This window comes from Mesorhizobium sp. BR1-1-16, from assembly GCF_020165495.1.
Taxonomy (GTDB): domain Bacteria; phylum Pseudomonadota; class Alphaproteobacteria; order Rhizobiales; family Kaistiaceae; genus Kaistia.
In genome coordinates this window covers 315,838-327,278 of sequence record NZ_JAIUIE010000005.1, presented here as the reverse complement: position 1 = coordinate 327,278, position 11,441 = coordinate 315,838, and the positions used below count along the sequence as shown (strand labels likewise).

Here is an 11,441-nt window from a genome sequence, read left to right as displayed (position 1 = left end):
GTGAAATCATGCTATCGCGCGCCGGTCCCGAACGTTTCGTTGTATCTGCGAGGTCATGATGGCTGTGCCACCGCCGAAGGTCGATCTGCCCGACCTCGTCCCGATGAAGCGCGCTCTTTTTTCCGTGTTCGATACGACCGGGGCGCTCGATCTCGCCCGCGCGCTGCATGAGCGCGGCGTCAAGCTGTTCGGCACGGGCTCGACGGCCAAGGCGATCGTCGGCGCCGGCCTGCCGGTGATCAATATCGCCGACCTCATCGGATTTCCCGAGATCCTCGGCGGCCGCGTCAAGACGCTGCACCCGAAGGTGCATGGCGGCCTGCTGGCGCTGCGCAACGATCCCGTCCACGCCGCCGAGCTCATCGAGCATGGCATTGAGCCGTTCGACCTCGTCGTCTCCAATCTCTACCCGTTCGAGAAGACGATCGCGACGACGACGGACTTCGCCCATATCGTCGAGAACATTGATATCGGCGGTCCGGCGATGACGCGCGCCGCCGCGAAGAATCATGGTTTCGTGGCGATCCTGGTCGATCCGGCCGATTATGGCGCGATGCTCGAGACGCTGGCCGAAAATGGCGGTGCGACGCCGCTTGCCTATCGCAAGCGCCTCGCCGCCAAGGCCTTCGCCCGCACGGCCGCCTATGACGCTGCGGTCTCGACCTGGTTCGCGGCCGCGCTCGACGAGCCGGCGCCAGCCTGGCGCAGCCTCGGCGGCAAGTTGGCCGAAACGCTGCGCTATGGCGAGAACCCGCATCAGCGCGCTGCTTTCTATGTGACCGGCGAGCAGCGCCCGGGCGTCGCCACGGCGCGCCAGCTGCAGGGCAAGCAGCTTTCCTACAACAATATCAACGACACCGACGCGGCCTATGAGCTGGTGGCCGAGTTCGACCCGGCGCTCGCGCCGGCCGTCGCGATCATCAAGCATGCCAATCCGGCCGGCGTCGCCACGGGCGCAAGTCTCGCGGAGGCTTATGAGCGGGCCCTTCTCTGTGACCCGGTCTCGGCCTTCGGCGGTATCGTCGCGCTGAACCAGACGCTCGATGCCGATGCAGCGCGGAAGATCGTCGAGATCTTCACCGAAGTGATCATTGCGCCTGATGCCACCGACGAGGCGATCGCCATTGTCGCGGCGAAGAAGAACCTGCGCCTGCTGGTTGCCGGCGGGCTTCCGGATGCCCGCGCGCCCGGCCTCTCGTTCCGATCGGTTGCCGGCGGCTTCCTGGTGCAGGATCGCGATTCGGGCCATGTCGCGGCTGATGATCTCAAGGTCGTGACCAAGCGCCAGCCGACGGCGGCTGAGATCGCCGATCTCGTCTTCGCCTTCCGCGTCGCCAAGCATGTGAAGTCGAACGCCATCGTCTATGCTAAGAATGGTGCGACGGTTGGCGTCGGCGCCGGGCAGATGAGCCGCGTCGATTCCTCCACCATCGCGGCGCGCAAGGCGGCGGAGGCGGCCAAGGCGGCGGGTCTTCCGGAGAGCCTCGCCATCGGATCGGTTGTCGCTTCCGACGCGTTCTTCCCCTTTGCGGACGGTCTTCTGGCTGCGGCGGAAGCCGGGGCCACCGCGGTGATCCAGCCTGGCGGCTCGATGCGCGATGATCTCGTCATCGAGGCGGCGGATGCGGCGGGGCTCGCCATGGTCTTCACAGGTATCCGGCATTTCCGGCATTGACGCTGCCGCCCAAGCAGACCAAGGTTCGGCCCGATTGGCCGGCGGCCCCCTTTTCTCGGGGGCATGCAACCGGCAGATAATCCGCCGGGAGCGTCCATGACCGATATGCTGAAGACTGTTCTCTTCATCGACTATGACAGTCTGCATCTCGCTCTTCATGCGCGCGATCCCGCCCTTGCCCGCCGCTTTGCGGCGCGGCCGGGTGCGCTGCTGGAGGCGATCGAGGCCGGAACGCTGATTGATTCCGCGCAGCTTGGTCAGGCGAAGCGGCGCGTCTTGATGCGGCGCTGCTATGCCGATCCGCGCTCGCTCGGCAAGGCGCGCGACAGCTTCGTTTCGCAAGGCTTCCAGATCGTCGACTGTCCGACCCTGCCCGGCCGGGAGCGCAATTCGGCGGAGGTGCAGATCACGCTCGATACGCTCGACGCGCTCGGCCACACGACGGCTTTTGACGAATTCATCCTGCTCGGCGCCGATACCGATTTCACGCCGCTGATCTATCGCCTGCGCGCCCATAACCGCGCTGCGACCATCTTCGCGACGGCGGCGACCGCTGGCAGCTACCGCGCCATCGCCGACGGCATCCTGGAGGAGCGCGTGCTGACGGCGCTGCTCGCGAGCCTTGAGGGCGCCGACGTCGCCGACGAGGATGAAGAGGACGAGGTGGCCGTCCGCCAGGCCGCTGGTCGCGAAGATCTCGCGGCGCTTGCCCGGCGCATCCACAACGCGACCAATGTCCCGCTGTTTCCGCCGAAGGTCTACGCGGAGCTTTTCAACGCGCTCACTGCCGAGATCGCCGAGAACGGCTATCACTTCCTCGATACGGCCGAGAATGTCGCCGGCCGGCTGATCGCGGGCGGGCGCAAGGCCTCGCGCCGGCAGATCGCCTTCGTCGTCAAAGGCCTCGCTCTGAAGGGCCATGTCTTTTCAGACACCGACACGCCGCAGCGGCTGGCGGATGTCTTTCGCGAGCAGGTGATCTATCTCGCTCGCCATGCCGGCATCGAGATCGATCCGCGCGTCGAGCGCCAGGTCCATGGCTGGATTGCCGGTGGCAGCCTGGCTGCGGAACCGCCCGTTGCCATCGAGCCCGCGACAGAGTCGCCAGCCGTGCCACATGAGGCCGAAGCAGAAGCCGAAGCCGACGCGGAAGTCCCGGCGGCGGTCGTCGCCGTATCACCCGATCCGGTTGTGGCGACGCTGGCCGCCGAGGCGGTGGTGATGGCCGGTCCGATCGAGGCCGAGGTGGCGGAAGCATCGGTGCGCGAGGAAGAAGCGGTTGCCGCGACCGAGACCGAGGACGCGCCCGAACCGGAGCTGCTGCCCGAACCGGTGCCTGATGTCATCGCGCTGCCGGCGCCCGAAAGCGCCGAGGATGTCGAACCGGAAAGCGAGGCGGAGCTGATCGCCCTCGCCGATGCGGCTGATGAGGACGGGGACGACGCCGAGGACAATACGGCGCCAGAGATTGCCATCGAGCCGGCGCCCGTTCGTGCCGCGCCAGCCGTGCGGCCGCCTGTGCCGCGCGGGCCGGGGCAGCGTGGCGCCAGCCGCCCGGCAGAGGCGCCGCTCGATCCTTTCGAGAGTTCGCTGCTCGCGGCGATCGCCGAGGCGGTGCAGGCGGTCGAGCCGGGGCGCGCCGAGGCGGCACCGCCGGTCGTGGTGCCTGAAGCGCGGATCGAGCCGCGTCTCGAGGGCGCGCCGACGCCCTCCGTCACGCCCCGGGATGCCGCTGTTGGTGCTGACAAGGCGCCGGAGAAGAGCGCTGCCGAAGCCGAGGTCGACGCCGATATCGGCGACGAGATCCAGCGCATTCTCTCGGCCTATAACCAGAACAGGAAGCCGGCGGGCGGCTAGGCCGCCGCGCCGGCGCGGCGATGGCGCCGGACGGCTGGATCAGCCGTTCGCCATATATTGCCCGCCATTGATGGTCAGCACGGCACCGGTCATGAAGGCGCTGGCATCCGAAGCGAGATAGGCGACGAGCGCCGAGATCTCCTCCGCCTTGCCGAGCCGGCCGACCGGGATCTGCGCGATGATCCCCTCCAGGACCTTCTCGGGTACCGCCGAGACCATGTCGGTATCGATATAACCAGGGCAGATGCAGTTGACCGTGATGCCCTTGCGGGCATTTTCGAGCGCCAGCGCCTTGGTAAAGCCGATGACACCGGCCTTGGCGGTCGAATAGTTGACCTGGCCGAGCTGCCCCTTCTGCCCGTTGATCGAAGAAATATTGACGATGCGGCCGAAGCCGCGGTCGCGCATGCCCTCGATGACAGGACGCGTCATCGCGAACATCGAGCCGAGATTGGTCGCGATCACCTGAGACCACGCGGCGTGATCCATCTTGTGGAACCAGCCGTCCCTCGTGATGCCGGCATTGTTGACGAGGATGTCGACCGGCCCGACGGCGCCCGCGACGGCGGTGACGCCAGCCGCGCAGGCGTCAGGATCCGCGACATCCCACTGGAAGACTTCGATGCCGGTCTCCGCCTTGAAGGCGTTGGCCTTTTCGACATTGCCGGCAAAAGTCGCCACAACCGTATAGCCGGCAGATTGGAGGCCGGTGGCGATGGCGGCGCCAATTCCGCGCGTGCCGCCCGTGACGAGCGCAACTCTACCCATCGTGATGTTTCCCCCGTGATTGAGACCGGTTGACCCGGCTGTCGATTGGCCGTGTTCAGCGCTCGACGGTGAGCGCTATCCCCATGCCGCCGCCGATGCAGAGCGTCGCAAGACCCTTCTTGGCATCGCGTCGCACCATCTCATGCAACAGCGTTACCAGGATGCGCGCGCCGGAGGCGCCGATCGGATGGCCAATGGCGATGGCGCCGCCATTGACGTTGACCTTGGCCGGATCCCAGCCGAGCCCCTTATTGACCGCGCAGGCCTGCGCGGCGAAGGCCTCGTTGGCCTCGACGAGATCGAGATCCTCCTTCGACCAGCCGGCCTTCTCCAGCGCCTTCTTCGAGGCCGGGATCGGCCCGGTGCCCATGACGCTCGGATCGACGCCGGCGGTTGCCCAGGAGGCGATGCGGGCGAGCGGGGTGATGCCCCGGCGCTCGGCCTCGGCAGCGGTCATCAGCACGAAGGCGGCGGCGCCATCATTGAGGCCCGAGGCATTGGCAGCCGTGACGGTGCCATCCTTGGCGAAGGCGGGGCGCAGCTTGGCGACAGCCTCGATCGTGGTCCCGGCGCGGATGTGCTCGTCGTTGTCGATCGTCGTATCGCCCTTCTTTCCGGAGATCACGAAGGGAATGATCTCGTCCTTGAAGCGGCCGGCCTTCTGCGCCGCCTCGGCCTTGTTTTGCGAGGCGACGGCGAATTCGTCCTGCTGCTCGCGGGTGATCTGGAACTCGCGGGCCACATTCTCGGCGGTGACACCCATGTGATAGCCATTGAAGGCGTCCCAGAGCCCGTCCTTGATCATCGTGTCGATGAGGTTGAGATCGCCGAATTTCGTGCCGGCGCGCATATGGGCGGCATGGGGCGACAGCGACATCGATTCCTGGCCGCCCGCGACGATGATCGACGCGTCGCCGGTCGCGATCTGCTGCATGCCGAGAGCCACGGCGCGGAGGCCGGAGCCGCAGACCTGATTGAGGCCCCAGGCGGTGGTCGAGATCGGCAGGCCAGCGGCGATCGAGGCTTGGCGGGCCGGGTTCTGGCCCTGAGCCGCGGTCAGGACCTGGCCGAGAATGACCTCGTCGACCTCGTCCGCGTCGACGCCAGCCCTTTCAAGCACACCCTTGATGGCGGCAGCGCCGAGCTGGTGCGCGGGTGTATTCGCGAAGCCGCCATTGAAGGCTCCGACGGCCGTGCGGCCAGCCGCTACGATGACGATGTCGTTCTGTTGAGCCATGCCCGGTCTCCCGTTTCCTGCAGCCGATCCGGCGGTATCGGCATGATCGAGGATATCGCGCGATCCAAGACCGGGTCGGCAGCGCTGTCAACCGAGGCCGAAAGGCGCCCCTTGCTGCGCCGCATCTTGTGCGCAGCAAAGCTGCAGCAATGCGACGCACAAAACGTTGGCGGCGCGGGAGAAAAGTCCCTATCCTCTTGCTGCGGGGAGGAGTTTCTGTCGCATCGGCGCATAGCCGGTCGATGCCGGCGGTGTGCCGGCCGCGCGACGGTCATCATGGGAGTGGGTATGGCCAAGGATCAGGAACCGACGACGATCAAGAAGTATGCAAATCGTCGTCTCTATAATACCGGTACCTCGACTTACGTCACGCTCGAAGATCTTGCGGTGATGGTGAAGACCGGCGAAGATTTCGTTGTGTTCGATGCCAAGTCTGGTGAAGATATCACCCGTTCGGTTCTCACGCAGATTATTTTCGAGCAGGAGAACAAGGGTCATAATCTTCTGCCGATCACCTTTCTGCGCCAATTGATCCGCTTCTATGGCGACTCGATGCAGAACCTGGTTCCAACCTATCTCGACTTTTCGATCGACAGCCTGACACGCGATCAGGACAAGCTGCGCAGCCAGATGGCCAATGCCTTCGGCCCCAGCGCCTTCACGGCGATCGAGGAGACAGTGCGGCGCAATACCGAGATGTTCGAGCAGGCGATGCGCATGTTCCTGCCGTTCAGCGGCGGGCGCGGCGATCTGCCGGCTTCGCCGGCCAGTGGTCGTGTCGAGCCGAAGCCGGAGGCACGCGCCGACGGTGAGTTCGATACGCTGAAGCGCCAACTCGACGAGATGCAGAAGAAGATCGACCAGCTCGCCGGCAAGGGCTGACCGTCGAACGAGGCTTTCGCCGGTCTTCTGTCGCCGCCGTTGTGCGCCGCGCAAGACTTCCTACATTCATGCCCGTACGGCCGAATGGCCGCATCTGGGCGAGGGATGACTGCGATGGCGCGGCCGCTGTTCGGCGAGATACTTGGCAAAGGCGATGCGGGCGGCAAGGAGCACGGCCAGCGCGAGGAGCGCGTGCGCCGCGATTTCTGGAAGGTGCTGCGTCGTGGCGCTCGCAACATTCCCTTCGCCGAAGATGCGGTTGCCGCCTATTTCTGCGCCTTCGACACGAATACACCGTTTCGCGTCCGTGCCATGCTGATCGCGGCGCTGGCCTATTTCGTCATGCCGATCGATGCCGTTCCGGACTTCCTTGCCGGCATCGGCTTTGCAGACGATGCGACCGTGCTGATGACCGCGCTGACGATGCTCGGCTCGCATCTGAAGCCGGTGCACCGCGAAGCCGCGCGCCGCGCGCTGGCTGGCGAGGACGCCGGCTGAGCGCGCCAACCCTGCCAATCCGCCGGGCTGCCGCAGTAGCCACAGTATTGCCCCATTGACCGGACCAAGTCTTGCGCGTCCTGCGGCTGCGCCAGTGCGTCATTTGGTTCACGAAATGTTAAGCTGCAATTTGCAGTTTGAGTCATGGGAGCGCTCGACATTCGGTTGGGCGCGGGGCGGCTGGTCATTGGGTGGATTGAAAATGAATGTACTGAGGATCACGACTGCCGTGCTCATCGCTGTCGCCGCCATCGGCGTTGCCGAGGCGCAGACCCCGAACCGCGTCGGGACCTTCAATGATTGGAGCGCTTACGCCTATGCCGACAAGAGGGGCAAGGTGTGCTACGCGGCGTCGCAGCCCAAGAGCCAGAAGCCGGACGGCCTGAACCGCGATCCGGCCTATTTCATGGTCACGGCCCGCCCGGCCGAGAATGTGAAGAGCGAAGTGTCCGTGATCATCGGCTATCCGTTCAAGGAAGGCTCGAAAGTCACGGTGGACGTCGACGGGCAGAAGTTCTCGATGTTCACGAAGGATGATGGCGCCTGGGTCGAGAACGCAGCGGAAGAAGTCTCGCTGCTGGCGGCGATGCGCAAGGGCCACGCGATGTCGATATCCGGCACCTCGAAGCGTGGGACCGTGACGACGGATGCCTATTCTCTGTCAGGGGTTTCGGCTTCGCTCGACGCAGTCGTCAAGAACTGTCCGGTCGGGCGCTAATACGTACTTCCGCGCTGTTGCCGGAGCGCGGCGCGACAGGCGCTGCCTCCGGTTCGCGCGTGCAGAGGCCTCGGGATCGGCACGGCCGATCCCGGCCTTGATTGACTTTGCCGCCGCTTCCACGTAGAAGCCGCGGTCATTCGCGAAGAGGTTTCCTCCGAGCCGCCGACCGGACCTAAGAGTCCGGAGGTCAACGTCCGCCAGCGCGTCGCGCCCGCGGGCGTCGATCGTCATTGTCCATTCGGCGGATCGGTCCGCTTCCCATTGTGGGAAAAGGCTGCCCTTTGAGGAAAAGGTTCTGATGTTCGACACCCTGTCCGAGCGCCTCTCCGGCATTTTCGACAAGCTCACCCGCCGCGGTGCGCTGTCGGAGGCCGATGTCAACGAGGCCATGCGCGAGGTGCGCCGTGCGCTGATCGAGGCGGACGTCGCGCTCGATGTCGTGCGCTCGTTCACCGACAAGGTGCGCGCCCGCGCCATCGGTGCCGATGTCATCCGTTCGGTGACGCCCGGCCAGATGGTCGTCAAGATCGTTCATGACCAGCTGGTCGAGATGCTCGGCTCCGAGGCCCAGCCGATCGACCTCAATGCGCCGGCTCCGGTCGCGATCATGATGGTCGGCCTGCAGGGCTCGGGCAAGACGACCACGTCGGCCAAGATCGCCCGCCGCCTGACGCAGCAGCAGAAGCTCAAGGTACTGATGGCCTCGCTGGACGTCCGTCGTCCGGCCGCGCAGGAACAGCTCCGCATTCTTGGCCAGCAGAATTCGATCGACACACTGCCGATCGTCGCCGGCCAGTCGCCGACCGACATCGCGACGCGCGCGCAGCAGGCGGCGCGTCTCGGCGGCTATGACGTCGTCATCCTCGACACGGCCGGCCGCACGCATATCGACGAGCCGCTGATGATGGAGATGGCCGATATCAAGGCCATCGCCAAGCCGCACGAAATCCTGCTCGTCGCCGACAGCCTGACCGGCCAGGACGCCGTCAATCTCGCGCGCTCCTTCGACGAGCGCGTCGGCATCACCGGCATCGTGCTGACCCGAACCGACGGCGACGGCCGCGGCGGCGCCGCGCTCTCGATGCGCGCCGTGACCGGCAAGCCGATCAAGCTGCTTGGCACGGGCGAAAAGTCGGACGCGTTGGAGGATTTCCATCCCGGCCGCGTCGCCAACCGCATCCTCGGCATGGGCGACATCGTCAGCCTCGTCGAGAAGGCGGCGCAGAACATCGACATGGAGCAGGCCGCCAAGGCGGCCGAGAAGATGCGCAAGGGCATCTTCGATCTCGACGATCTCGCCGATCAGTTCCGCCAGATGGAGAAGATCGGCGGCATGTCCGGCATGCTCGGCATGATGCCCGGCGTCGGCAAGATCAAGAAGCAGATGGAAGGCGCCAATCTCGACGACGGCATGATGAAGCGGCAGATCGCCATCATCTCGTCGATGACCAAGGCGGAACGTCGCAATCCGGACATCCTCAAGGCCAGCCGCAAGAAGCGCATTGCCGCCGGCTCGGGCACCAAGGTCGAGGAAATCAACCGCCTGCTCAAGATGCATCGCCAGATGGCCGACATGATGAAGGCCATGGGCAAGCAGAAGGGCGGCGGCATGCTCGGCAAGATGATGGGTGCGCTTGGCGGCGGTGGCATGGGCGGCGGCATGCCTCCCGGCGGCATGCCCAATATCAATCCGGCCGAGCTCGAGCGCCTCGCCAAGCAGATGGGCGGCGCCGGCGGCATGCCCAAGGGCCTTGCCGGCGGCCTCGGCGGCCTGCCCGGCCTCGGCAACAAGCTGCCCGGCTTCGGCGGCGGTGGTTTTCCGGGCCTGCCCGGCAAGAAGAAATAACGGCGCCTCGGCGCCTCGCTATTCGATTGAACACACTCAGAACGATACCGAAAGGAAAACAATGTCCCTCAAGATCCGTCTCGCCCGTGCCGGCGCCAAGAAGCGTCCGTTCTACCGCATCGTGATCGCCGACGCCCGTTCGCCGCGCGATGGCCGTTTCATCGAGCGTATCGGCTCGTTCGACCCGATGCTGGCGAAGGACAATGAGAAGCGCGTCGTGCTCGACGTCGAGCGCGCCAAGCATTGGCTGTCGGTCGGCGCGCAGGCGACCGATCGTGTCGAGCGTTTCCTCGATGCGGCCGGCCTCCTGAAGCGCGAGACGCGCAACAATCCGGAAAAGGCCGTCCCCGGCAAGAAGGCCCAGGAGCGGACCGCCGAGCGCGCCAAGAAGGCTGAAGCCGCTGCGGCCGCTACTGCCGAGTAATCTGGCAAAACCGATCGTCTCCGGTGCTTCGCGATGCGGCGCCGGACCTTGATCGTGCCGTTCGTTGTGATTGCCGGGCTCGACCCGGCAATCCTGTTTTTGAAGGCGCTGTCGTGGCAGGGGCGTCCGGGCGATTTCCGGGCAGAGGCCGCGGGCGTGGCGATCGGAAGCCCCGATCGTCTTGTGTGCCAGGGATATCCGCATGGCTGACGAAAACCGCGTCATTCTCGGCCAGTTCGGTGCCGCACATGGCATTCGCGGCGAGGTGAAGCTCAACGCCTATACCGAGGATCCGCTCGGCGTCGCCGATTATGGCCCCGTGACGCTCGATGACGGCCGCGTCGTCGAGATCGTGGCCGTGCGCATGCAGGGTGACGGGATCGTCGCCCGGGTCGGCGGCATCGGCGATCGCACCGGTGCCGAGACGCTCCGCAATCGCCGCTTCTCCGTCGATCGTTCGGTGTTGCCGCCGATCGAGGAAGAGGACGACTTCTATTATGCCGATCTCGTTGGGCTGCGCGCCGAGCGCGCCGATGGTTCGCCCTTTGGCACGATCGTCGCTGTGCAGAATTTCGGCGCCGGCGACCTGATCGAGATCCTGCCTGCGCCGGGTGCCCGCAGTTTCTATCTGCCGTTCACGCGCGCTGTGGTGCCGCTTGTCGATATCGCCGAGGGCCGACTGGTTGTCGAACCGCCGCCTGAAATCGAGGCGCGCGAGGATGACGGCGCCGCCGCGGGCGAGGACGAGGCGTGAGCACCGTGGCCAGCCGCGCGCCTTTCGCGGCGAGCGTGCTGACGCTCTATCCCGAGATGTTTCCCGGTCCGCTCGGCCTCTCGCTGTCGGGCCGTGCGCTTGCCGAGGGGGTCTGGTCACTGGAGGCGCTCGATATCCGCGCCCACGCGACCAGCAAGCATCGAAATGTCGACGATACGCCGGCCGGCGGCGGCCCTGGCATGGTCATGCGCGCCGATGTCGTCGCCCGGGCGATCGATGCCGCGGCGCCCGAGGGTGATCCGCGGCCGCGCATCCTGATGAGCCCGCGCGGCCGGCCGCTCGACCAACGCCGGGTGCGCGATCTCGTCGAGGGGCCGGGCGCGGTGATTCTCTGCGGCCGTTTCGAAGGCGTCGACGAACGGGTGATCGAGGCGCGCGCGCTCGAGGAAATCTCGATCGGCGACTATGTGCTCTCAGGCGGCGAACTCGGCGCCATGGTGCTGCTGGATGCCGTCGTGCGCCTGCTGCCCGGCGTGATGGGCGCTGCCGACTCGGGTTCCGAGGAGAGCTTCGAGGGCGGGCTGCTCGAATATCCGCATTATACCCGGCCGCGCGAATGGGAGGGTCGAGCCATCCCGCCGACGCTGCTCTCGGGCGATCACGCCGCGATCGCCCGCTGGCGCCGTGCCGAGGCCGAGCGGATCACGCGCGAGCGGCGCCCGGACCTGCTCGATCGCTGAGCATACCGCAGCCGATCGCAGAAAACCGCAGCGTCCGGCCGTTTCTGGGTTGACAGACCGGCCTCCCGCCGTATAACA

The 11,441-nt window shown here is 66.0% G+C and carries 12 protein-coding genes; 10 read left to right on the top strand and 2 right to left on the bottom strand.

The window, feature by feature from the left end; all coding sequences use genetic code 11:
- The first annotated feature begins 58 nt into the window (after positions 1–58).
- Positions 59–1,675 carry a bifunctional phosphoribosylaminoimidazolecarboxamide formyltransferase/IMP cyclohydrolase gene (gene purH / locus LB518_RS14170; protein ID WP_224578158.1) on the top strand — a complete coding sequence of 539 codons (1,617 nt, stop codon included), beginning with the start codon at positions 59–61 and terminating at the stop codon, positions 1,673–1,675.
- A 96-nt stretch (positions 1,676–1,771) separates the two neighbouring features.
- Positions 1,772–3,532 carry an NYN domain-containing protein gene (locus LB518_RS14165; RefSeq protein WP_224578157.1) on the top strand — a complete coding sequence of 587 codons (1,761 nt, stop codon included), beginning with the start codon at positions 1,772–1,774 and terminating at the stop codon, positions 3,530–3,532.
- Positions 3,533–3,571: 39 nt separating this feature from the next.
- Here LB518_RS14165 and phbB read toward each other — a convergent pair whose 3' ends face one another.
- A complete protein-coding gene (phbB, locus tag LB518_RS14160; protein ID WP_224578156.1) occupies positions 3,572–4,300 on the bottom strand; it encodes an acetoacetyl-CoA reductase in 729 nt (242 codons plus the stop codon).
- Positions 4,301–4,355: 55 nt separating this feature from the next.
- Entirely contained in the window at positions 4,356–5,537 is a 1,182-nt protein-coding gene (locus tag LB518_RS14155) for an acetyl-CoA C-acetyltransferase (RefSeq protein ID WP_224578155.1), read from the bottom strand.
- Positions 5,538–5,825: 288 nt separating this feature from the next.
- On the opposite strand from LB518_RS14155, the gene phaR reads away from it, so the two are divergent.
- From phaR to trmD, 8 genes are all read left to right on the top strand, one after another.
- Positions 5,826–6,419, top strand: a complete 594-nt coding sequence (gene phaR, locus LB518_RS14150; RefSeq protein WP_224578201.1) for a polyhydroxyalkanoate synthesis repressor PhaR — start codon at positions 5,826–5,828, stop codon at positions 6,417–6,419.
- Positions 6,420–6,533: 114 nt separating this feature from the next.
- The gene (locus tag LB518_RS14145) at positions 6,534–6,917 is read left to right on the top strand and encodes a YkvA family protein (protein ID WP_224578154.1); all 384 of its coding nucleotides are present in this window, start codon (positions 6,534–6,536) and stop codon (positions 6,915–6,917) included.
- Positions 6,918–7,119: 202 nt separating this feature from the next.
- Positions 7,120–7,635 carry an invasion associated locus B family protein gene (locus LB518_RS14140; RefSeq protein ID WP_224578153.1) on the top strand — a complete coding sequence of 172 codons (516 nt, stop codon included), beginning with the start codon at positions 7,120–7,122 and terminating at the stop codon, positions 7,633–7,635.
- Positions 7,636–7,936: 301 nt separating this feature from the next.
- Entirely contained in the window at positions 7,937–9,484 is a 1,548-nt protein-coding gene (gene ffh / locus LB518_RS14135; RefSeq protein ID WP_224578152.1) for a signal recognition particle protein, read from the top strand.
- A gap of 61 nt (positions 9,485–9,545) precedes the next feature.
- Positions 9,546–9,908 carry a 30S ribosomal protein S16 gene (gene rpsP, locus LB518_RS14130; protein ID WP_224578151.1) on the top strand — a complete coding sequence of 121 codons (363 nt, stop codon included), beginning with the start codon at positions 9,546–9,548 and terminating at the stop codon, positions 9,906–9,908.
- Between the two features lie 48 nt (positions 9,909–9,956).
- Entirely contained in the window at positions 9,957–10,118 is a 162-nt protein-coding gene (locus LB518_RS14125) for a hypothetical protein (protein ID WP_224578150.1), read from the top strand.
- Entirely contained in the window at positions 10,111–10,662 is a 552-nt protein-coding gene (rimM, locus tag LB518_RS14120; RefSeq protein ID WP_224578149.1) for a ribosome maturation factor RimM, read from the top strand. The genes LB518_RS14125 and rimM overlap by 8 nt, the downstream gene beginning before the upstream one ends.
- On the top strand, positions 10,659–11,363 hold the full coding sequence (gene trmD, locus LB518_RS14115) for a tRNA (guanosine(37)-N1)-methyltransferase TrmD (protein ID WP_224578148.1): 705 nt from the start codon (positions 10,659–10,661) through the stop codon (positions 11,361–11,363). The genes rimM and trmD overlap by 4 nt, the downstream gene beginning before the upstream one ends.
- Positions 11,364–11,441 lie beyond the last annotated feature (78 nt).